Below are 22,745 nucleotides of genomic sequence, written 5' to 3' on the forward strand. Positions count from 1 at the left end.
CGGCACTTGCCCGCGAACGGCGTTTAATGGAGCGCCGGGCCTGGGATGATTGGAACGCTCTCCGTCTTCTGCAAGCGCGTTATGTAGGCCAGTTCGTTGCCTATGCCATCGATCAAGGTGGCGACATCCTGGTCCGGCGTTGGCTTGACGTCCGGGGACGAACCTGCCGTGGGCGCGGCGTTGCCGGGTGAAGCGGCTGACGGCGTTCCGGCCACTCTGGTCGCGAGTTGCGAAATGGCTTGTGCATCCGCGGTAGTGACAGGCTCCGTGCTGGCGGAAAAGGTTGTGACCATGTCGCACACGCGCTCCGCGCTTGCCACGAGCGGGAACCATGCCGCGGCTTCGTAGCAGGCGGGCGGCGGCTCGGCCAGCGACATCTGAAGGCGCCGGCGCATGTCCGAAAGCTGCGCATAGGCCAGCCGGCGTTGGGTCGATACAGCGTTCGTATCAGCCGAGAGGGTGGATTTCAGATAATCCGCTGTGGCCAGCCGTGCGGCCTGAAACGTGCCGTTCAGTTGGCTTGCCTGCTCCCTCGGCCAGACGAAGTAGCCGAACACAAGGACGATGGCGGAGCCAGCTATCGTTGCCACGATGCGCTCCCAGCCGAAATAGACTGTATTTGAGCCGGCAATCACCACATCTTCAAGTATCAGGATAAGCGGCGTCACAACCAGCGCAAGGACAGCATATGAACGGCGCTGCGCCCACGGCAACAGGCCGGTCAGCAGGATAATGGCGATTAGCAGCGCCGGCCCTTTTGGCAAAATCAGCAGACCCACCGCGCCGATGCCTGCACCCAGAATCGTGCCAATGCTGCGTAAAACCGCCCGCACGAAAATGGGGCCGAGATCCGGCTTCATTACCAGCGTGACAGTCAGCGGAACCCAATACCAATGATCCAGCGGATAGACCCAGTGGATCGCATAGGCCAGCCCCATGCACAGGCCGGTGCGAGCAGCGGATACGACCGTGTCGCGCCCCGGTGTGAGACGGCCGAACGTAATGGAGAACCATCCGGACGCGTCGCGGTGGCCTTTGACAGGCGGAGCGCTTGGCTGAACAGTCGCATCCACGCTGCCGGTCGATGCCGCGATGAGGTTTTCCACCGCCTGCAGGAGATTGCCCACATTTGCGGCCCCGGAGGCCGCCGGTGCGGCAGCGCCCTTCAACTCTGCCGCCGCGCCGTCCGTGAGCCGTTTGGCGGCGGCGTCCAGCACCGCGGCGTCGGTCTCCGACATGATGATCGCGAACACCGCATCGGCTCGCTGCAGGATGAACGCCAGCGCGTTTGCCTGATAGCTCCTGCCTACGAAGTGGGAGCGGATATCGAGCATGAAGGCATAAAGGGCCGACATGCGTTCCGTAACCTGCGCCCGTGCGGTCGCGATTTCCGTTGTTTCAAGCGTAATCCCAAGATGCGCTTTCGCAGCGCGTGTCGCCGCCAGACCGGCCAGCGCCGTCATCAGATCACTAACGGCGTGACGCTCGGGATATCGACGCAGAAGCGCTGCCTCCACCCCCAAAGCCGTGAGATAAAGCGCACCGCCAGTCAGAAACATCGCTGAGAGGTGCCAGTCCGGTCGGACTTCGGGCAAGCCGATGGACACTGCCGCGATCACCATCGCCTGCATGGTGCCGATCGAGTACACTGCCCCGTAGCTGCTGACGATAGTGGCTAAAAATCCCAATGCGGTCATAGCGCCGACAACGACGACCCACGGAAAGGCATCGAGGTGACCCGCGAACGCGCCGATCGAGGCGATCAGCAGCGTGACAACGATACGCCGCGCCTTGGCCTTGTAAGACCCTACGGGTTCGCCGGCGCATGCGCAGATAATGCCGATGGCCAGAAAGATCGACTCTGTGAGCGAATTGGTCAGGCTTCCGAACGTCAGTACCAGACCAACGCTGAAAGCGCCGCGCAGCGTCTGCCCCCATGTCCACGGAGCGGGCTTGAGCCTTGCCAGCTCCCGCAACCAGGCGATGGAACTGTTGGCAGGTGAATCTGTCCGGGCGGTCTGGGGAGAGTCGTGATGCGTGATGAGAGTCATCCTGAAAGACATATGCGCGTGGAGGGGGCAAGCGAAAAGCGGCCTACGAAGCCGCTGATGATTATCTCGATGAGGTTACGATAATCTTTTGACGTGACGAAGTCGCGTAAGCCGTATTGGAAAACGGCAGCCAAGGCGTTCCGTTTGACTTGTCTCGGCGTTTCCTCCGCTGCGCGTTGAGTGCCAGTCTCTGTGGAGAGCGTATTCAGGCTCTCGATCCCGCGTCCACGCGGGCGGGCACCCTGCCAGATCGCTTATGATTATCAGATTTCTCACGCACGCCGGAGACGCGGTCACCGCGTCTCCGGCTGACAAGGACTATTTCGTTGCGTTTTCTATGGATTGGCGGATCGAGCTGTAACTCTCCCAGAAAAGGTTTCGTGCATCCGCATAGCCTTTCTTCGTCGTTTCCCACGCCTCCGCCGAACCGTCCTTGAGGCGTTCGATCCGCGCTCTGGCATCGTCTCTGGCTTTCGCGGCATCAGCCTTCAGCACAGCGATGCGGGCATCGATCTTTGTGCGCTGATCGGCTGCAACATTTTGTGCCTCGGCGCTTAATTCATCGATTGAACGCTGCCAGGCCTGCTGGCGGGCGTCGAGTTCCGCTTCCAGAATGGCTCGCCGGGTGGTGATATCAGCCTTGGTATTTTCGAGATATTCATCCTTTGCCGCCTGGAATGCTGTCCAGTTCTCATCCAGCGAATTGCGTGCCGTCGTAAGCTGTGCGTTCGTCCACGTCTTTGCGTTGGCTGCGGTTTCCTCAGCCTGAACCCGGAAGGCATCACGCTGTCCCCGAAGAGCCATCAAGGTTTCATCCGCTTTGGTCCGGGCTTCTCCGGAAAGCTCTGCAGATTGCTTTTCCAGCACGGCCACGGTGGCATCAAGCTCGGCGAGGCGGTCTTGCGACCAGTCGAGCACTTGTCGTGCCAGCGAACGGTCTTCGCGTGCACCCAGTTGATCTTGAGGGGCTACAGTATTCTGTGCGAATGCGACCGAGCCGGTCAGCAAGGCAGTCTGGGCAACGATTGCCAGTCCAATTGCGGATAGACGAGTTTTCATGTTGATTATCTCCTTCGATTGCCGTTCAGAGCAACTTTGAAAAGGCTTCCCTGATTTTCTTAATGGTGCGGTCATGTACGGCCCTGGCGTCGGTCAGCCCCTGCTTCACGGCCGCCCAGGATTCATCACCTGCATCTTTTGCATCACCTATCCTGGCCTGAAACTTCTCCGCTTGGTCCGAGAGCCGGTCGATTGCGGCGTCCAGCTCATCGTTTGCCTTATCCACCACTGCCTCGGCCTGTTGGCGCAGATCATTGAAAGAGGCCTCCCATGCCTGACGCTGAGCCTGTGCCCGCGTAATGACGAAATCGCGAACGATGTCGGCGCGTTCCTCGGCGGCGACCAAAAATGACTGAACAGCGGATTCGACTTCAACCCACTCATCCTCCAGCGCTTTCTGGGATTCGTCGATGCCGCTCCTGACTGTGGCAGCCTCTGACCGAAGCTGCTCGGCGTATTCCTGCAGCTTATGGCGCGACGCATTCAAGCGAGCCAGGGAGGCATCGGCAGCTTCTCGCGCCTGTCCCTTAAGCTCGTCAACAGCCTTCTCGACTTCGGTTATTGTCACATCCAAATCATCAAGGCGCTGCTTTACCCAGGCTACAGCATCATGCGCAGTTTGATTTGTCATTGTAATTTCCTTCCACTCTCTGATGAATGTGTGAGATGACAGTTCGCGGGCAGGCCGTTACTGGTTTTGGCAGCCGGTCAGAAAGTCACTGCGGCAAAGATCGCCAACCATTTCCTCGATTTGCTCGACGCTGCCACTGCGCATCTGGGTCCATCCCATGCTGCGCAGCATGATGCCGCGTTGAAACCGGAAGCCGACAATGGCAGTCAGGATTGCGCTGATCCGGAGGCGCAGCGCCTCATCACTCACGGCACGCCCGGAAATGTCGCTGGCCGCTTGCACCAGTCGATGCAGCGTCGGGCCGATGGCCTTATCGTAAATCAGGACGAACGCTTCATCATTATCGTAAGTGCAGCGAGCGACGAACGATGACCATGAATAAGGTTCAGCCTCCTCTACGATGATATGCAGAATATTAATCAGCGCTAATTCCAGACGGAGAACACCGCTGCCGGAATGATTATCGTCCAGAACGGCCGTCGCCTCTTCAAATCGCCCCAAGACGTATTCCGCTATTGTTGTGGCGGCCGCGAGATACAGCTCCTTCTTCCCACCGAAATGGTAGGGGATCGCAGAAAGCGTCGTGTTGGCCGCCTTCGATAGCGCGCGGGTGCTGGCGCCTTCGTAGCCAACCGCGCCAATCACGTCGATCGCCGCATTAATCAGATTTGCACGCGTTCTAGCGCTCTTGGTTTCGTGTCCGCTTGGCAAATCTGACGGGGTTGCCATGGCTGCTCCTTGGTGACTTTCATAATATATTTCAATCGAACGAACTTTTCAATTGGCCTTTTAAAAATTTGCCTGAACCGCGCGTCGGCTGCGGGCCGCGCAATTGGGTGCGGATGCCCGCAACATATTGCAACATTTCGAAACACAACCGTACACGGCGCATTGCTATCGTGAGCACTCTTTATCTTCAGGGTGAGATTTGGCTCAGGAGCGACAACAAAACCTCAAAGGCTGCTCAGTGAAACAGTTTTCGGATCCTGAAAGGTGGCGTGACACACCGACATGCGGATAAAATAATTTTGTCTGCTGGCCAGCAGGCAGGCGATTAATTCAACCCGGGCGACAGCGTTTGAAATGGCGGCATTTGAGCAACCCAATATTCTGATCGTCGAGGACGATTCCGACATCGCGAGCATGTTGACGGACCTTTTGAAAAGTCATGGTTTTGGCGCGTGGTCGGTTGGAAACGGCAGAGACATGGACCGGCTGCTGACCCGTCAGAAGTTCGATCTGGTCATTCTGGATGCGATGTTGCCGGGAGAGGACGGCTTTAGCATCTGCATGCGGCTTCGCGCATCTCGTTCGCTTCCTATACTGATGTTGACCGCGAGGCGGGAAGATGTCGACCGTATTCTTGGGTTGGAGCTCGGCGCTGATGACTATGTCACAAAGCCATTCAACTCGCGCGAGCTTCTCGCGCGGATCAGAAGCATCCTGCGCCGGGCATCGCTTGCCCACAAACCCGGAGATGTTATCGGACCTTTGACCTTTGCTGGTTGGTGCATAGATCCCAGCAGCCGAAAGTTGGTCGATGCCGATGGCGATGAAGTATCCATGACGACAGCGGAATTCGATCTGCTGTGGGCCTTTTGTTGTAATCCGAACAAGATTTTGACGCGCGAGCAGCTTTTGTCCATGACGCATGCAGGCGCTGCAGGACCGGTTGAGCGCAGCATCGATGCCCATATCAGTCGCATCCGGCAGAAAATAGAACCCAACCTCAAGGATCCCGTATTCATCAAAACGGTTCGGCTTGGCGGCTATCTTTTTGCTGCGTTTGTGGAGAAAACAAAGTGAAAAGTCTCCGCATGGCCTCTATCCGTACACAGATACTCGTGTTGGCAATATTATTGGTTATTCTTGTTTCAACGATAGCATCTGCAACCGAGCCATTTATTTACGGCCGTCATGATAAAGGCGTTGAAATTGGTTTGCTGGTAGGCCGGATAGAAGGAGTGGTTGACCGATTTCGTCATGCCCAGTCCGTGTCAGAAGAGGAGGAAGCCCTGGCACTGGCGAGACGATTTGGGTTATCCGCGGAAAAATTATCACCCGAACAAATCCCGACACGAGACGATCCTGATCTGTCTGACGATCTTTCGCGACGAATACAGCGGGTCTTAGAGGGCGAGTTTTTCGATATATTGGTGCATGTGTTCGACAAAGAGGCAAAGCCAGCTACTTTTATCGTATTGGTCGATCAGCATAGAGCGCTTGCATTCAACCTGCCGTCATTTCCGCGTAATTTATGGTTCTTTCCGGCGGTGGCGAGTGGAATTCTGAAGATCGTTCTTCCTCTGGCTTTGCTGGCCTATTTTAGCAGCTGGTTGATAACGCGGCCGCTGACGCGTTTTGCCGTGACCGCGCAACGTGCGAGTTCTGACGATAGCCTCAAGGAGCCGTTTGCAGTAACGGAGGGCGCTGCCGAGGTTAGAAGTCTTGCGGCGTCCCTCAATGTCATGCGCAGTCGAATATTGCAGATGGCGGAGAGCCGCACGCGCATGTTGACCTCGATCAGTCATGATCTGAGAACACCGCTTACTCGATTGCGAATGCGCGCCGAACGTTGCGAGCAGCCGGAACTGCAACGCAAGATGCTTGACGATCTGACCATGCTGGATTCCATGATTACAGAGAGTCTCGCATTTCTGACGAATGCTCTGCACAGTGTTCCATCGCGAAGGGTAGATTTGTCGAGTCTGCTGCAAACGATCGCGACGGATTTTTCAGAGGCAGGGATCGATGTCAAATATACTGGGCCACGACGCCTGAAATACATATGCAAGCCGGAATCTCTGACGCGGGCTGTCACCAATCTGGTGGAAAATGCCTCCCGCCATGCCACGCAAATCGAGATTGAGCTGAAAGATGCCGAAAGCCGCGGAATTTTCATTAGAGTGACCGATAATGGTCCGGGGCTTTCCGATGAGCTCAAAACACGCGTTATGGAGCCATTTTTCAAAGCGGATGAGGCCCGCACATGCGGCATAGATGGTGGATTTGGTCTTGGTCTTCCCACGGCGGAAGGCATTGTCCGAAGCGGGCATGGGGGCACTCTGACCCTGCATGATGCAAAGCCGAGCGGCCTTATGGTCGAAATCAACCTGCCCCCGGCGCACGATAACGGTTTTGGAGGTCTCACTTCCGCCTCAGCGGACATCGTTGGCACAGGCTGAGACATCTCGCGCTTCCAGCCAGGTGCGAACATTTCTGAATATTAATGAAAACTGCTCAACGTGTGTTGCCGATAGATTTAACTCGCATCGACTCAGAGTTAAATTCATTGGAGCTATTTGTGAGCAAGATAATCCGAATTGCCGCAGCGTTGACCATGACCTGCTCACCCCTTGCCGGATGCATGACGGCCAGTCCGAAGGTTTATGAAGGACTCGCCTCTGCGGGGCAACTTCGGCCAAATCCGCAGGATAAAAGTGGCCGTATCCCTTATAAATATCATTCTACTAAAAATTGGCAGCAATATAGCAAGATGATTGTTGATCCTGTCACGGTTTATAATGGACGGGATAGTCAATTCAAAGACGTCACACCGAAAGAAAAAGAAACACTATCCCGATATATGGAAAAGGAATTTACTCAGAAACTGAGTCAGCGGTTTGCAATCGTCAATGCACCGGGACCAGACACATTGAGGCTTCATTTGACGATGACCGGAGCCAAGATAACAACTCCTTTGCTCGGACCGGTATCGCGTCTTGATATGGCTGGTGGTGTCTATAACACCATTCAGGCTGTTCGGGGGCAGGAGGGTTCCATGTCCGGATCGATCAGCTATGCTGTCGAGATCTACGACGCCAAAACCAATCGATTGCTTTATGCTTATGTAGCCAAGCAATATCCGAACGCGATGAACGTCGGCGCAACATTCTCTAGTCTTGAGGCATCGAAGGTAGGTATCCGCAAAGGTGCCGATGAGCTTCTGGCTGAATTCAAATAAAAATTAGCCGCTGCTTTGGCTTTTGTCCTGGCAGTCTCAATTCAATTGCACCGATCACTTGGCCTGTAGATCCGAAAAATCTACCGGCCCGTGTGCATTGCACGTTCTGGATGACATCAATGGAATGTCCATCGCTGGCTGTCCTATCGGAGGTGGTTTTCCCGTGACCTGCATTGCTCCGGATTTTGTGCGGCGAACATATCGTAACATCACAACATCCAAAGCAATAACGAACCGGATAATAGTTGTCGCATCATAGCAGACGGTGCTCGCCGTCTCGACCAGTTCAAGTATCGCGGAGTTCTTATCGATGTCTCGTCACTCCCGTTCTCTCTCCGTTGTGCGGCGTATCTCCATCCTGAGGATTGCCGGGAGGATTGTCATGCCGAAACATTTGCGTCTAGCTGGCCCGCACACGCATCAGCCCGCTGGAGCCATTCAGATTGCTGCGCCGGATGCAACGGGCTTCAAAGCATTGACGGGACCGAATACTATTATTCGATCCCACAATGAAATTCCGCTCCTATCTCTTCGTGACTGTGCTCACATTGCGGGCCAGTGCACGGCAGAGGCTCCATACGATATCGACGCAGACGCAAAGTCCCGTGAATCGCTCGGTCCGCTATCGGATCGACGGAGCGCCGGCCGGCCGGTGTCTAGCGCCCTCCGTAGCTGGCCGGCCGGATCGCGCATGAGAAAAAGCGCAGTGAATGCACGCAAAACGATGTGGCGATATTGGAATTCAGAGGCTGTTCTGCATCTTGGTATGCATATGATCGTCATCGGCGGAATGGTTTGGCTGGCTTATACAGCAGGCTATGCCGGATCCAAAGTTGTCGACGGTTTGGATACTGCAGCGGCAAAGCAGACCAGTATCATTGCCTATGAAGAACAGCAGAAAACAGAGCCGCATGAAAGCCTGGCGATTATTGCGTCGCCGCCCGCCGCTTCTAGTGCACCGTTGACTCATGATGTCGTCAAAAGCACGGTTAACGTGCGGGGCGACGCTGAGAAGACTGCTGCCATCAATGGTGGAGACGTGCAGGATAAGGCGGTTGAGCGCATGACGCTTGCGGTCAATCAACCCGTTCCGCCGCGACGTCCGGCGAACCTCGGCGCATCCACGCGTTCCACAGCACCTGTGCAGCCGCTGAGCGTACTGACGCCCATCCATCTGGCGCGCGCCAACTTTGGGACTTCTGCAACGGCGCCGGAAGGATCCAAAAGGCCGGCAGGCTGCCTGAACAACTGCCAGTCACGTTCGTCTTCGCGCGATACTACAGCGGCGCATTCTCCCGCGGTTGTGCGTGCACCGGCCGCCGTTCAGGCCGCCGCGCTGCCGCGGGAAGAACCGGTGCACGCACGGTTCGCCAATGCAGTGCTGCACGGAGGCCGCACGTTTCTGGGGCAGGCGGCGAATGCTTCCAGCGCTGTCATCAACACTGGAAAGCAGGCCCTTCTCGCCACTGTCGACACCTTGTGGTGAGCCGCTTTCCGTTCAACTCAATTCGCCGCATCGCTTCAGATATCAAGATAGAAGCACTGATGCTTTGCTGACGTTCAAATTTCATCCGAATAGCCAAGTTTTGGATGATAAAAATCTCTGAGGAGCAAACGATGATCAAGTATTTTCTCGCAAGTGTTGCCGCGCTTGGCCTGATGGCTTCCGGTACAGCCTTCGCCGCCGACATGCCCATTCAGAATTACGAGCCAATGGCGCCGATAGCGACCCCGATCTTTACCTGGACCGGATTCTACGTCGGCGCCAATGCAGGTTATGCATGGAACAGCAATGATGATGACAAGTACTTCGGCTCTACTTATTATAGCGGAGGCAACAACGACGATGGAGGCTTCACTGGCGGCGCCCAGGCGGGTTACAATCTTCAGTTCGGGCAGTTTGTCGTCGGCGTCGAGGCTGACATCAACTATGCGGATCTGAAGGGCAAGGATAACACGCTGGCGTGGGAACCGTCATCCGGGTCGCTGGGCGGTTCGCAAAGCAGTGTCGAATGGTATGGCACGGTTCGCGGTCGGCTCGGCTTTGCCATCGATCAGGCCCTCATATACGCCACGGGTGGTCTGGCTTACGGCGGTGGCGGCAATGATCGCTCATTCGTATACAACGATGCGATTTTCAAGGCCAAGAATGACATCCGCATGGGTTGGGTTGCGGGTGCCGGTATCGAATATGCCTTTACCGACAATATCAGCGCGCGCATTGAAGGTCTCTATGTGAACCTTGGCAAGGAAGAGGCAAACTACTTTGCGCCTGTGCAACTCAACCGCAAGGACACTGAATTTGGCGTTGTCCGCGCGGGACTGAACTACAAGTTCGGCTCGTTCTGAGTATAAAAACGATGCAGAATTGGCCCGACGTCTATCGTGCGCCGGGCTTTCGTGCGGGCTTTGACCTTCTCATGATCGTGTCGCCACTCGTCACTGTTCTGAATAAATAATCAGCCTAGAAAAAGTCCTTGTCTGGTAGTGGAATGTCATTCAATTCCAGATTACCGAGAGCCAGGGCTTTGTATTGGGCAGGATTGTGAGAGGCCACTGTGCGCGCATTGCGCCAATGGCGGTCGAGGTTATGGCTTCGCTGCGTTGAGGATGCGCCGCCGAGATCGAATAGGACGTTGCCTGCCCTGAGAACGTAATCGTCGACGATTACCTTGGCCTTTGCGGCCTGAACGGCAGCCGCGTGGGCCTTCGCTTTCAGGTCACTGTCCGCGATATCCGCCGCCAGGGCGACATCCTGTGCGCGGGCGGCGGAGAGGACTGTGGTTTCCGCAGCGAAGACCTGAGCGGAAAGTTCGCCCACACTTTTCAGAAGCAAAGGATCTTGGGCGGGCGTGTCCGCTGCGGCGAAAAAGAATGCCTTGCCCGAACGTTGATGGATCAGCGCTCGCGCATCTCGCAGGATTGCGCGCAGGATGCCGGTATTGACCGCGGTGAGAAAAAGCTGCGGCAACGTGCTTTTGTAAGCTCGGCCATAGCCTTTGCCCTCATCATCGACGATGACTTCCTCCGCCTCCACGCGCACGTTCTCAAAACGCGACGAGCCGCTTCCCGTGAGGCGCTGCCCTGCGGCGTCCCAGTCATCCTCAAGCGTGACGCCGTCGCGGTCAGCCGGAATGATGGCGGTAACGGCGCGGTCGGCATCATCGCGTGCGCGCACGATGACGAAATCCGAGAACAGGCTGCCGGTGCTATAAAATTTTACGCCGTTCAGCCTGTAATGATCGCCCTCGCGCGTGAGGCGCGTCACACTTGGCGCGCCTGAACGGGCCTTTGCCAGTTCGGTGTTCGCCAGGCCGAAAATCGCCCCCTCGGCGACCCGTTGCTGCCATACGCGCGCCTGCGGCGTGTCGGGGTGACGTGCAAAACGCTCCACGAAGACGAAATGGTTGCGCAGGATGTGCGCAACGTTGGAATCTGCCTCCGCCAACGCCAGTATTTTCTCGAAAAGCTGCTCAAGACTGGAGCCTGTGCCGCCGGATTCAACGGGTAGGCGATAGGCCCCAAAGCGTGCCGCGCGCAGGCTGGCGAGTTGTTCGAACGGCAGGATGCGCTCCCGTTCCCGCTCGGATGCCCCTTCGGCGATCTGCGCGAAAAGAGCGTCGAGATCGGCGCTGGCGGCTTCGTCGCGTCCGGTCGTCAGCAATCCGGTTTGGGGGGCATCGTGAGTCATGAGGTGGCTTCCATTATTTGTATTCGTTGTTAAAGGGGAGGGCCGTTATGCGAGGCGGCGTTCAACTGGCCTTCAAATCGCTCTGCGGACTATTCGGCTTCGACAAGCCAAGATTTTCGCGCAGCGTCCCGCCTTCATAGTGCTCGCGGAAAATGCCGGTGCGGCGCAGCAGCGGCACAACCTGCTCCACGAACGTCTCAAGGCCGGATGGCAGAACATCCGGCATGAGGTTGAAGCCGTCGACAGCGCCGGTTCCGAACCACTCGGTGATGTGGGCGGCGATTTGCTCGGGCGTGCCGACGATAGTTTTATGGTTGCTGCCGCCGCCGTTCTGCGCGCGTATCAACTGCCGGATGGTCAGCCCGTTTTCGCGCGCCTTGCGGATAACGTTCAATGCAAATGTCGTCATACCGTTTTCCGGTGCGGAAACCGTTTCCGGCAATGGCTTGTCCAGATCGAAGCGGCCGACATCCACCTGTAACAGGTCCGACAGGTAGTTCACTCCCTGTGCGATGGGCACGAGATCGGCCAGTTCTTCCTGCCGGCGGCGGGCCGCTGCTTCTGTGTCGCCGATGATCGTGGCCAACCCTGGAAAAATCAGGATGTCCTCTGCTGCGCGGCCATGTTTGACAGCCCGCTCGCGCAGATCCAGCGCGTACTCACGGGCTTCCTCAATGGAGGTGGCGAGCGCGAACACGGCGTCGGCGTGTTTGGCCGCAAGATCGCGACCCGCTGGTGAACCGCCCGCTTGTACGATCATGGGCCGTCCCTGCGGCCCGGGCGGCACGTTGAGCGGACCACGCACGGAAAAGAATTCCCCGTGATGATCGATCGGCCGAATGCGGTCGGTGTCGTAGTAGCGGCCCGTGGAGCGGTCCGCCACGATGCCGCCGGGGCTCCAGCTATCCCACAGTGCTTTGAGAACCTCGGCGAACTCGTCGGCGCGGCGGTAGCGATCCGCATGAGCCGGCGGAGCGCCCAGGCCGAAGTTGCGGGCTGCTTCGCTATCGGCAGAGGTTACGATGTTCACGCCGGCGCGTCCGCCGCTGATCAAATCGAGGGAGGCGTAGCGGCGGGCGATGTTGTAGGGTTCGTTGTAGGACGATGAGGCCGTTGCCAGCAGCCCTATATGGCGCGTATGGGCCGCAATCGCAGCCAGCAGGACCGTCGGCTCGATGGACGGGAACGGGCGGAAAGCGCCGTTCTCCGGAAAGGCCGGCCTGTCGGCGAAAAACACTGCGTCGAAGGTTCCGCGTTCCGCCAGTTGCGCGAGTTTGACGAAATAGTCCGTCGTGATCACCGCTTGCGGATCGTTGCCGGGCCAGAGCCATGCGGCTGCGTGAGCGCCGGTGCCGTAAATATTCAGGTTCAGATGAAGTTGGCGGTGCTGGGGCATTTTTTGTCCATCGCGCTGGCGCATTGCCGGGTCGGGACGGATACCGGCTTGGGTTAAAAGGGGCTGTCAATCAAATGATTGGCGATGTTTGTTCCAGTTGCGTCGAAACGCGTGCGGCTTGCGGATAATCGGCCTTGTCCCGTTTGAAGCGGCTGTTGTCCGGGTCTGAATCGAGGATGGCGTCGATGAGCTTGCGCGTGTACGGGTGTTGCGGGGAACCGAAAACGGTGTCGCGATGGCCGTGTTCCACGACGCGGCCTTTTTCCAGCACCACAATGTCGTCCGACACGGCGTAAACGCTGTCGAGCCCATGCGCGATGAAGATCGTCGTCAGCCGGAACTCCTCACGCAGCCGTTGCAGCAGCGCGATGATTTCAGCCTGAACCGAGACATCGAGAGCGGATACCGGCTCGTCGCAGATCAGCAGCCGGGGCCTTACGCTAAGCGCCCGGGCAATGCCGACGCGCTGCCTCTGTCCACCGGAAAGCTCGTGGGGGAAACGGCTGATCATGTGGCGCGGCAGGCCGACCGTCTCTAACAGTGTTTCTGCCTCGTGCCGGCGTTGGTCGCGGGTGAGGCGCTGCTTTTCGCCCAGCGGTTCGGTGACGATATCGACGATCCGCATGCGCGGGTTGAGCGACGAAAGCGGATCCTGAAACACGATCTGCACATCGGAACGGCGCGCCTGCTCGGGACCGAAGAGATCGCGGCCATCGAACAGAACAGCGCCGCTGTCCGGCTTCGACAGGCCGATGATAATCCGCGCCAGCGAGGATTTGCCGCTGCCGGATTCGCCTACAAGGCCGAGGGTCTTCCCCTCCGCGAGCGACAACGACACATTGTCGAGCGCCAGCGTCGTCCGGCTGCCCCAAAAGTTCCCCGGCTGAACGTAGTGCTTGGTGACGTTGCGCAGTTCCAGCAGCGGCGTGCCGGCTGCTGCGTCGGCCGCCGGGGGTGTCTGTGCCGTGGCAGGGTCGCGCACCACCGCCGGAATGCGCGGGGCCAGATCGATCAGATGGCGGGTGTAGGCGGCTTTCGGCGCGCGAAACACCTCCCGCACGTCGCCCGTTTCCACCATCTCGCCATGACGCATCACGGCCACGCGATCCGCCACTTGCGCCACCACCGACAGGTCATGAGTGATCATGAGAACGCCTACGCCGGTGTCGGCGGCGGTGCTTACGATCAATTCGAGAACCTGTGCCTGCACGGAGTTATCGAGCGCTGTCGTCGGCTCATCGGCGATCAGCAGCGCGGGCTCGCCGGCCATGGCAATCGCCAGCATCACGCGCTGGCGCATACCGCCCGAAAGCTGAAAGGGATATTCGTCCAGAAGCTGTGCCGGCCTCGCCAGCCCCATTCGCGCCAGAAGATCGGTAGCCTCCGCGCGGCGCTGACGCCGTGACAGCCCGCGCTTGTGGTACAGAACCTCGCCGATCTGGTCGCCGATCGTCAGCACCGGATTGAGCGAGGATAGCGGCTCCTGAAAGACGATGCCGACATGCGAGCCGCGCAGGGCGCGCCATCCCCGCGCATTCAGCGAGCGCAGATCGTGGCCGTTCAGAACGGCCTCATCGGCGCTGAACCGCGCGTTCTGTGGCAGCAATCGCAGGGTGCTGAGTGCGGTCATGGTCTTGCCCGATCCGCTTTCGCCGACCAGCGCCACGATCTCGTTGCGGTAGACATCAAGATCCACGCCGCGGATCAGCGGCAAGTCGCCGCCGCGAGGGCGCGGCAGAACAACGGAGGCGTTGCGATAGCGCAGCACAGGCTCTTTGCCAGCAGGGCTGTTCGGAATTGCTTGCGTGCTCACGGCAGCCTCGGATCCAGATAGTCGCGCAGCCAATCCCCCAGCAGGATGATACTGAAGACGGTCATCGTCAGCGCGATGCCGGGAAAGGTGCTGATCCACCAGCTTGTGGCGAGCTGTTGCCGCCCGTCGGCCAGCATCTGCCCCCATGAGATCTGCGGTGGCTGAATGCCGAAGCCGAGGAAGCTGAGGGAGGATTCCGTCAGGATCACGGTGCCGACATTGAGCGTGGCCACCACCACGACGGCGGGCAGGATGTTCGGCAGCAGATGGCGCAGGATCAGCGTCGTCACGCGGACACGGCTGACCCGTGCGGCCGCAACGAATTCCAGATCCTTCACCCGCAGCACTTCAGCGCGCACGATGCGCGTATAGACCACCCAGTTGGTGAGGGCGATGACGACGATCAGCGGCGCAATGCCGGAGCCGACGACCAGCGCCACCACGAGCATGAACAGCATGGCCGGAATGGCCAGAATGGCATCGACCAGACGCATCAGCACGAGATCGATAACCCCGCCGCGCAGTCCGGCGAGCAGGCCCAGCACCAGCCCGAGAATTCCGGACAGCAACACGGCCGAGACGCCGACGATCACCGAGCTGCGCGCGCCGTGGATGATGCGGGCGAGAATGTCGCGCCCTTGGCCATCGGTTCCCAGCGGATGCGCGATCACGCCGCGCTCCAGCCAGACCGGCGGCAGGTAGCGCGTGGAAAGGCTGCGTTTTTGCGGATCGGCAATCGGCAGGATATCGGCGGAGAGCGTGATCAGCACGATTGCGGCAAGCAGCACGGCGCCCACCAGCCCGGACTTGCTGGACAGCAGAGACGCCAGAAAGTCGCGCAGCGGCCGCGCGGGTTGCCGGTGTGCATCATCCACGTAGGGCTCGGTATCCTTGGGAAGTCGGGTATCCGTCATGAGCGATTGCGTCATAGCCGGATCCGGGGGTCGATCAGGCGATAGACAATGTCCGTGCCGAAGTTGACCAGAAGGGTCATGACCGTGATGACGAACACCGCGATCTGAATAACGGCCATGTCCTTGGTATAGATGGCGTTGACGATGAGCTGCCCCAGCCCTGGCCATGCGAAGACGGTTTCGGTAACAAGAGCGCCGCCCAGAAGCGCGATGACATTCAGCGATGTCATGGTCACTGTGGGGATGGCGGCATTGCGCAGCGCATGTTTGCCGATCACGATCCAGTCCGGTATCCCCTTGGCGTAGGCGGTGCGGATGTAGTCCTGCCCCAGCGTTTCCAGCATGCTGGCGCGCACGAGCTTGGCGAGATCGGCGGCAAAGGCCGTGCCCAGCGTGACGGCGGGCAGGATGAGATGCGCGAACGTGCCGCTGCCCGATACGGGTAGCAAACGCAGCTGCACGCCGAAAATCAGGATCAGCATGATCCCGACCCAGAAATTCGGCATCGCCTTGCCGAGAACGGATGCTCCCGACACCGCAAGGTCAATGGCGCTGTTGCGGTTCAGCGCCGCAAGGATCCCCGCCGGAACGGCGATGGCGATGGCCACAACCATTGCCGCCGCCGTCAGCAGCAAGGTCGCGGGCAGGCGATCCAGCACGATGGGAAGCGCAGAGGTGCCGTAGCTGTAAGACGTGCCGAAATCTCCGCTCAGGATGTTCGACATATAACGCAGGTATTGCACGTGAGGAGGTTGATCCAGCCCCCAGGCCGCGACCAGCGCGAGCCGGTCCGCTTCCGTCGCGTCGTCCGGAATCATCATCACCGTGGGATCACCGGCCAGAAACACCAGGATGAACACGATGAGCGACACGGTGAAGAGAACAGGCACGGCCTGCAACAGCAGCCGCCCGAAGGCTGTCAGGATCATTTCCGCCGCACTTGCTCTGCCGGGATCATTTCATCGAAGCGTCCGGCAAAGTTCACCCGGTTGTTCACGCTGTGGATCGCCTTGGGATACAGGATGCCGATCCGGGCGCGATCGCCGGTGATGATCTCCTGCGCACGGCGCAGGATCGCCTGCCGGGCTTCCTCGGTCGGCGCCTGATCGATTTCCTTCGACAGGCTGACGAACTCTTCGTTGGTCCAGTGTGGATTGAACCGACGCAGCAGCGCGAGGTTGAGGATTACGGATGCGTCGGTGTACGAGCCCATGCCCCACAGATAGAGTTCTCCAAGCGTATCCGCGTCGCGGCGGGAGTTGTAGACGCTCCACTCCTGCACCTCGATCTGCGCATCGAGACCTGCATCCTGAAGGTAGCCGACGATTGCTTCCGAGACCTCGCGGTCCTTCGTCCAGCGCCCGCTGGGGGTGCTGAGCTTGATGGGCGCGCCCACGACTCCGGCTTCCTCGATGAGCTTGCGGGCGCGCTCGGGGTCGAAGGCGTTTTCGGCTGTCAGGTCCGGGTTGTTGCCGGGAATTTCGGCCGGGAACAGGCCGCGCGTCGGTGTGGCGTAACCTTCCGCGACGATTTCTGCGATTTCCTTGCGGTTGATCGCAAGATCGATGGCTTCGCGCACGCGCGGATCGCTGGTGACCTTGCCGTCCTCATTCCGCACATGCAGCGCAAAATTGCGGGCGATGTTGAAGGAGATGATGCCGGTGTCCGGGTTCTGCTCAACGCGGGTGATGTCTTCCGGAGGGATGTTCACGGCGATATCGACACCGCCGGTGAGTGCTTCCGCAACACGCGTCGTGGTTTCGGGAATGGCGCGGACGATCACGCTCTCCCAATGCGGCGTACCTTCCCACCACTCCGGATTGCGCTCCAGCACGAGCCGGTCGCCCTTACGCCATTCGGTGAAGCGATAGGGGCCGGTGCCGATGGGCTTGGCAAAGAATTTTTCCGCGCCCTCCGGCGTTTCCAGCGCATGCTTGGGCAGGATGAGCCCGCCATTGCCGACGAAGTTGTGCAGCAGAAGCGGATCGCGGCGGCTCGTGACCACCTGAACGCGATGCGGGCCAAGAACATTGACCTGCTCGACCGTGCGGAACTTCACCGCTGAACTGAGAAGCTTCTGGTCAGCCTTCACCCGTTCGATGGTGAACTTGACGTCATCGGCTGTGAAGGGCGTCCCGTCATGCCACTTGACGTCGTCCCGCAGCTCGAATTCCCACGTGATGAGATCATCGCTCTTCCACGACTTTGCGAGACCGGGAACGAAAGTCATCTCGCCGTTCGGAAACTCCTTGCGCACCAGATAGTCGTAGATATTGATGAGGCCGGATTCCGTGCTGTTGTTCTCATGGTTCGCCGGGTCGAGGGACAGAATGTCGTTACCCTGCGCGATGATCAGGGTTTCGCTGCGGGGTGCTGCGCGTGCTGCTGTCGTCAGTGCCATGGGCAACAACATGCTGGCGGCCATGCCGATGCTGGCAAATTTCAGGATTTGACGGCGGGTAGCGGACATTTAAAACTCTCTGTTTGCAGCTTCACAGCTATGGAATGCAGGTGCGTTCCGCGGGTTTTAATGCGGTGGGGAATCCCCGGAGAGCGGCGCGTGATTTAGGCGATGCCGGGCAGGCGAAAAAGCTTGCGCTCGTCGGCATCGAGCTGCGCCACCAGCCCGGTTTCCCATTCGAGATATTGGCGGGCTGCGGCCTTGTTGCCGTCATGACGGTCGTGAACGAAGAACAGGAAATCAATCCGGTCGTCGTCCGCTGGCGTATCGGGTGTTGCGACAACCCGCAGCCCGGCCTGTTCCCAGTCTTGCGGTCCACCGGCCAACCTGAATGCGGCACCGCGTTCGGCGGAAATATCGCGCGCAGCAATCGCCGCGACCGCAGGATCATCGGCGATGAACACGACAGTCTGGTTTGGCTCCGGACGTAGGCGAGGGCGGATCGACCACTCGGCACCCTCGATATGGCCTTGCCGGAAGCTGGCGCTGGATCGCAGATCGATCAGGCGGGGCGGCTCACCGTTAGCGAAAAGGTCGGCAGGCTGCACTTCCGGCAGCAACGGCAATGTTTCGTCGGCGTGAGAGGCGGCGGGCAAGTCGGTGCGTGCAGCCACATACGCTTCATGCCCCAGACGCCGCAGCCAACTCGCCACCACAGGGGCGCGCACGCCATCGGTATCGACGATCACCAGACGCGCACCGCGCGTGCCGACGTACTGGTCTGTCGCCTGAATGAGCTGTCCGCCGGGGGCCGGGATCGCACCCGGCACAGGGTCTGCGGCGGTCTCCTGCGGTGAGCGCACGTCGAGGATAAATACCGTGCGGTCTGCGTCGTGAGCCCAGCCATCCAGCGTTCGGGAATCGACGCGCTCAACGCCGCTCTTGTTTGCCAGGGCCTCTGCGCGAGTAAGCACCGCTTCGGCGGGTGGCGTATCGATTTGCCGATATGTCTGCGACTGCCCGTGGTTGAGCGGCAGATCCTGCAGATACCACCCTTGCGTGCCGTTTTCGAGCGCGTAGACGGGGTTGGGCACCCCGATATCGATCAGCGTTTGTGCGCCGATGATGCTGCGCGTGCGCCCCGCACAATTGATAATGACCGGCGTTTCGGGAGAGATATCCAGATCCCAGAAGCGTCGGGCCAATTCCCCGTTCGGGCAGCATATCGCGCCCGGGATGCTCATCTTGTGGAATTCCTGTAACGGGCGTCCATCCAAAATGACGATGGTCTCGCCAGCATCCAATCGGTGCGACAACTCAGAGGCCGAAAGATGCGGCGTTTCAAGTGCGTGCTCGACAAGTTCGCCAAAAGTCTTGGACGGGAGATTGACGCCCTTGAACAGCGTGAAACCCGCAGCTTGCCAGCCTTGAACACCATCGCGACTGACAGAAACGTCAGTGTAGCCGATGTCGCGTAACGCTTCAGCGGCCCGTGCGGCAACACCATCGCCGCCATCGATGAGCGCAATGCGAGTGGTGCGGCGGGGAACGAGACGGGGAACATCGATTTCCAGACGGCTGTAAGGCGCTGGAATCGCCAGAAAGGGATGGCCCTCGCCAAACTGGCCATGCTCGCGGACATCGAGAAAAGCAATCTCTGCGCCGTCCGAGAGCCAACGCTTCAACTCGGCGGGATCTATGACGTGGGTCATGATACAAAAAGCCTCAGCTACGCACTTTTTTGCCCGGATAGAGCATGGTTGCTGTTTGTGAACGGACCCCGGAAAGGCCGCGCGTGCAGTTAAAATTCCCTTTTATATCCAGATGGATGCGTCCACCCCACAGCCAATTTGGTCAGGTCGGATGACACTTTTAACAATATTTTTTATCAATATACTATAAAAATAGATTGTCAACGGTGACGGAAGGCTGTTCGCATGCGGCATTTCGCATGTCACGAGGCGGCAGTCAGGTTGGCAATGCAATTTTTATCAAGGCGCTGGCGGTTCATGCTCGCTGGCTCGGTCGTCACTATGAAGGCGACGTGCGTGTCAACGGGGAAGCGCAGGCCCAATTTACCTTGATAAAAGCTGCAAGCCGCAGTGCTAACGGGCGTACTGCCCAGCCCAAAAAACCAATGGAGATCGGCAAGCCTTATGACAGCAGTACCGACAAGGACACGACTGCATCAGGCTGATGTCCGGCGCGACGTTTCAAGAAACCCGGCGATGAAATCGACAGCTTCATCGCCGCTTCTCAAGCCCAGATGGATGCTCTTCTGGATGCCTGTCTTGCCGATCCTGACGGGACGAACGCCGAGCTTCGCCGCTTCCTGGCGAACAAGCCAGTTCGGAATGGCGCTGACGCCGCGGCCTGCCGCAACCAGTTGAAGCATCATCTCCGTTGTCTCGACATTTCGGTGGTGGCGCGGATGGCAATTGGCAGGCGCCAGAAATTGCGTGAATACATCCAGCCGTTGCGGCGGTACCGCATACGTAAAAAGGGTTTCTTCCAGCAGGTCGGCAGGCTCGACGTGGTGTTGGAGTGAAAGCGGGTGATCGGCCGGAACGGCAAGCACGAGCTCGTAATCGAACACCGGTAAATAATGAATGCCCGGTGCCTCGATCGGATCTGGTGTGATCAGAATATCGATTTCGTATCCCGTCAACGCCGCCACACCGCCGGAGACGAATGACGTCGTCAATTCCAGATCCACATCCGGCCAGTCCATCAGGTAGGGCTTTGTAACGCCCATCAGCCACTGGTGGCAGGGATGGCATTCCATTCCGATTTTCAGAGAGCCTCGCTGGCCATAGCGATAATCCGACAAGACATCCTCAGCCCTTTCGAGTTGCGGCAGGATTCTGTGCGCGAGCGTCACGATGTAACGTCCGGCTTCGGTGAGGCGAAGATTGCGGCCGTCCTTCTCCCACATGGCTACGCCATAGCGTTCTTCGAGCTTGCGGATCGTGTGGCTGAGCGCGGACTGGGTTACGTTCAGCCGTTCCGCCGCCGCCGTCAGACTGCCCAGGCGATCGACTTCGCGCAGGATCGACAGATGTTGTCTATCCAACATGGTTATGCCCGCCCTGGCTCAAAGAGAGAGGGGCCGGCCGGGGCGCTATCGCGGACGGAAACCGGATGGCGCTCCTTCTCGACCGTCATTGTTTCTGTCATTGGCACCGCCATCAGGTTGCGGCAGGGCAGTGGCACGACGCAGAGACGAGGGCACCAAAATGCCGATCGAAAAAGCGGCACTCCGGGACACCCCGCCCGTGGACGTTATCTATCGCGGCAGGTTTCCTGGCTTACGGGTCGTCGCTCCCGTCCGTCTTCCCGATGCATGCCTCAGTGACATGGATGGACTTTCGCTCGCCGCTTACAGTTGCGGGGGCAGCTCCGGCATCTGACCGAATTCCCTCTTAGCTCCAGACTTTCGCCCAAAGAACCACGATGATGAATGAATGTCGCATGTCGCTTCGGTGGTCAAGGCATCTATCACGGAACAGATATTCGGCTGGCTCCGCAGGGGTCACAAGCTGGTCGGGCAACTCGATAGCTCCATCGCTTCACCTCAGAACGGCTTGCAGGACAACGATATTCTGAAATTTGAAAACGTTACCCAAATGCCTAATCATGAATATGATTCATGCTTCAATGAAATAAAACCATTTTTAGTCATGCGATGGCTTGGGCATATAATGCGCACCACCTTTGACTGTAGACAGTATCAAGACTGCTCACAGAGACAGCCTCAGAAATCTGGAAACTCCGCTAGCTTTAACAATAAATACAGGTTTGTCTCGGAATTTAGGATGCAAGATCGCAATGAGTGACGAATTTACTTTTAATATTAAGAGCATCCGCTTTGACGAGGATTATCACCCCTCGGAAAATACGCGTATCACCACCAATTTTGCCAATTTGGCGCGAGGAGACAACCGGCAAGAGAACTTGCGCAAGGCCCTCAGGATGATCGACAACCGTTTCAATAATCTGGCGCATTGGGATAACCCAAAAGCAGACCGATATTCCGTCGAAATTGAAATCATTTCCGTCGAGATGAGTATCAATGCCGGAGGCAGTCATGATGCCTTCCCGCTCATCGAGATATTGAAAACAGGCATCGTTGATAAAAAAACGAACAAACGCATTGAGGGCGTTGTAGGGAATAACTTCTCCTCCTACGTGCGAGATTATGATTTTAGCGTATTGCTGCGAGAGCACAATCAGAACCAATCAGGATCAAGTGCTCCAGATGGTTTTGGGGATCTGCATGGGAAGTTATTCCAACGCTTCCTGAGTTCAAGCGTTTACAAAGATAATTTCAATAAGATGCCTGTCATCTGTCTCAGTGCATCAACCAGCAAGACATACCATCGCACCGAAAATCAGCATCCTGTATTGGGTGTCGAATACAAACAGAACGAGTTGTCGTCGACAGATCAATATTTTGCAAAAATGGGATTGCAGGTTCGCTATTTCATGCCTCCGAATAGCGTCGCACCTCTGGCGTTTTATTTCACTGGCGACCTGCTTAACGATTATACAAATCTTGAGCTTATCAGCACCATCAGCACGATGGAGGCTTTTCAAAAGATTTATCGGCCCGAGATCTATAATGCCAATTCTGCGGCAGGGGCCATTTACCAGCCAAGTTTGAAGCACGCAGACTACTCGCTCACCCAAATTGTCTATGATCGCGAAGAGCGTAGCCGATTGGCTGTTGAGCAGGGAAGGTTTGCTGAGGAATACTTTATCAAACCATACAAGACCATTCTCGATCAATGGTCTGCTCATTACGTCATTTGATAACCGAAACGCA

19 protein-coding genes and 1 riboswitch are annotated in these 22,745 nt (G+C 58.1%); of the genes, 7 read left to right on the forward strand and 12 right to left on the reverse strand.

The window, feature by feature from the left end:
• Positions 1 to 23 precede the first annotated feature (23 nt).
• From FHS81_RS12750 to FHS81_RS12765, 4 genes are all read right to left on the reverse strand, one after another.
• A complete protein-coding gene (locus FHS81_RS12750; RefSeq protein WP_183753508.1) occupies positions 24 to 2,051 on the reverse strand; it encodes an FUSC family protein in 2,028 nt (675 codons plus the stop codon).
• A 318-nt stretch (positions 2,052 to 2,369) separates the two neighbouring features.
• The gene (locus FHS81_RS12755; protein WP_246374998.1) at positions 2,370 to 3,185 is read right to left on the reverse strand and encodes a hypothetical protein; all 816 of its coding nucleotides are present in this window, start codon (positions 3,183 to 3,185) and stop codon (positions 2,370 to 2,372) included.
• Positions 3,136 to 3,741 carry a hypothetical protein gene (locus tag FHS81_RS12760; RefSeq protein WP_183753510.1) on the reverse strand — a complete coding sequence of 202 codons (606 nt, stop codon included), beginning with the start codon at positions 3,739 to 3,741 and terminating at the stop codon, positions 3,136 to 3,138. Before FHS81_RS12760 ends, FHS81_RS12755 begins: the two co-directional genes overlap by 50 nt.
• Before the next feature lie 57 nt (positions 3,742 to 3,798).
• Entirely contained in the window at positions 3,799 to 4,470 is a 672-nt protein-coding gene (locus FHS81_RS12765) for a CerR family C-terminal domain-containing protein (RefSeq protein ID WP_183753512.1), read from the reverse strand.
• A 354-nt stretch (positions 4,471 to 4,824) separates the two neighbouring features.
• Here FHS81_RS12765 and FHS81_RS12770 point away from each other — a divergent pair, with 354 nt between their 5' ends.
• The 5 genes from FHS81_RS12770 to FHS81_RS12790 all read left to right on the forward strand — a co-directional run bounded on the left by FHS81_RS12770 (position 4,825) and on the right by FHS81_RS12790 (position 10,054).
• Entirely contained in the window at positions 4,825 to 5,547 is a 723-nt protein-coding gene (locus FHS81_RS12770) for a response regulator (RefSeq protein WP_183753514.1), read from the forward strand.
• Positions 5,544 to 6,926, forward strand: a complete 1,383-nt coding sequence (locus FHS81_RS12775) for an ATP-binding protein (protein ID WP_183753516.1) — start codon at positions 5,544 to 5,546, stop codon at positions 6,924 to 6,926. The genes FHS81_RS12770 and FHS81_RS12775 overlap by 4 nt, the downstream gene beginning before the upstream one ends.
• Before the next feature lie 119 nt (positions 6,927 to 7,045).
• Entirely contained in the window at positions 7,046 to 7,705 is a 660-nt protein-coding gene (locus FHS81_RS12780) for a DUF3313 domain-containing protein (protein WP_428982453.1), read from the forward strand.
• Positions 7,706 to 8,396: 691 nt separating this feature from the next.
• On the forward strand, positions 8,397 to 9,191 hold the full coding sequence (locus FHS81_RS12785) for a hypothetical protein (protein ID WP_183753518.1): 795 nt from the start codon (positions 8,397 to 8,399) through the stop codon (positions 9,189 to 9,191).
• A gap of 131 nt (positions 9,192 to 9,322) precedes the next feature.
• Positions 9,323 to 10,054, forward strand: coding sequence for an outer membrane protein (locus FHS81_RS12790; RefSeq protein ID WP_183753520.1), 732 nt, complete (start codon positions 9,323 to 9,325; stop codon positions 10,052 to 10,054).
• A 115-nt stretch (positions 10,055 to 10,169) separates the two neighbouring features.
• On the opposite strand, the gene FHS81_RS12795 is transcribed toward FHS81_RS12790, so the two are convergent.
• The 7 genes from FHS81_RS12795 to FHS81_RS12825 all read right to left on the reverse strand — a co-directional run bounded on the left by FHS81_RS12795 (position 10,170) and on the right by FHS81_RS12825 (position 19,632).
• Positions 10,170 to 11,396 carry an acyl-CoA dehydrogenase family protein gene (locus FHS81_RS12795; protein WP_183753522.1) on the reverse strand — a complete coding sequence of 409 codons (1,227 nt, stop codon included), beginning with the start codon at positions 11,394 to 11,396 and terminating at the stop codon, positions 10,170 to 10,172.
• A gap of 61 nt (positions 11,397 to 11,457) precedes the next feature.
• Entirely contained in the window at positions 11,458 to 12,792 is a 1,335-nt protein-coding gene (locus tag FHS81_RS12800; protein ID WP_183753524.1) for an LLM class flavin-dependent oxidoreductase, read from the reverse strand.
• A gap of 70 nt (positions 12,793 to 12,862) precedes the next feature.
• Positions 12,863 to 14,605 (reverse strand): dipeptide ABC transporter ATP-binding protein, encoded by a 1,743-nt coding sequence (locus FHS81_RS12805; protein WP_343052486.1) that lies wholly within the window; start codon positions 14,603 to 14,605, stop codon positions 12,863 to 12,865.
• The gene (locus FHS81_RS12810; RefSeq protein ID WP_183753526.1) at positions 14,602 to 15,519 is read right to left on the reverse strand and encodes an ABC transporter permease; all 918 of its coding nucleotides are present in this window, start codon (positions 15,517 to 15,519) and stop codon (positions 14,602 to 14,604) included. Before FHS81_RS12810 ends, FHS81_RS12805 begins: the two co-directional genes overlap by 4 nt.
• Positions 15,520 to 15,530: 11 nt before the next feature.
• Positions 15,531 to 16,448, reverse strand: a complete 918-nt coding sequence (locus FHS81_RS12815) for an ABC transporter permease (RefSeq protein ID WP_183753528.1) — start codon at positions 16,446 to 16,448, stop codon at positions 15,531 to 15,533.
• The gene (locus FHS81_RS12820; RefSeq protein WP_183753530.1) at positions 16,445 to 17,989 is read right to left on the reverse strand and encodes an ABC transporter substrate-binding protein; all 1,545 of its coding nucleotides are present in this window, start codon (positions 17,987 to 17,989) and stop codon (positions 16,445 to 16,447) included. Before FHS81_RS12820 ends, FHS81_RS12815 begins: the two co-directional genes overlap by 4 nt.
• 95 nt (positions 17,990 to 18,084) lie before the next feature.
• Complete coding sequence (locus tag FHS81_RS12825; RefSeq protein WP_183753532.1) at positions 18,085 to 19,632, reverse strand: rhodanese-like domain-containing protein; 1,548 nt, start codon at positions 19,630 to 19,632, stop codon at positions 18,085 to 18,087.
• Between the two features lie 239 nt (positions 19,633 to 19,871).
• Here FHS81_RS12825 and FHS81_RS12830 point away from each other — a divergent pair, with 239 nt between their 5' ends.
• Positions 19,872 to 20,117: a hypothetical protein gene (locus FHS81_RS12830; RefSeq protein ID WP_183753534.1), complete on the forward strand. Its 246-nt coding sequence runs from the start codon at positions 19,872 to 19,874 to the stop codon at positions 20,115 to 20,117.
• On the opposite strand, the gene FHS81_RS12835 is transcribed toward FHS81_RS12830, so the two are convergent.
• Entirely contained in the window at positions 20,109 to 20,996 is an 888-nt protein-coding gene (locus FHS81_RS12835; protein ID WP_183753536.1) for a LysR family transcriptional regulator, read from the reverse strand. The two genes, FHS81_RS12830 and FHS81_RS12835, sit on opposite strands and share 9 nt — an antisense overlap.
• Positions 20,997 to 21,196: 200 nt before the next feature.
• A riboswitch (cobalamin riboswitch) is annotated at positions 21,197 to 21,388 on the reverse strand.
• A gap of 360 nt (positions 21,389 to 21,748) precedes the next feature.
• Between FHS81_RS12835 and FHS81_RS12840 the strand changes: the two genes are divergently transcribed.
• Positions 21,749 to 22,732 (forward strand): DUF1852 domain-containing protein, encoded by a 984-nt coding sequence (locus FHS81_RS12840; protein WP_183753538.1) that lies wholly within the window; start codon positions 21,749 to 21,751, stop codon positions 22,730 to 22,732.
• Positions 22,733 to 22,745 lie beyond the last annotated feature (13 nt).

The organism is Pseudochelatococcus contaminans, assembly GCF_014195635.1.
Taxonomy (GTDB): Bacteria; Pseudomonadota; Alphaproteobacteria; order Rhizobiales; family Beijerinckiaceae; genus Pseudochelatococcus; species Pseudochelatococcus contaminans.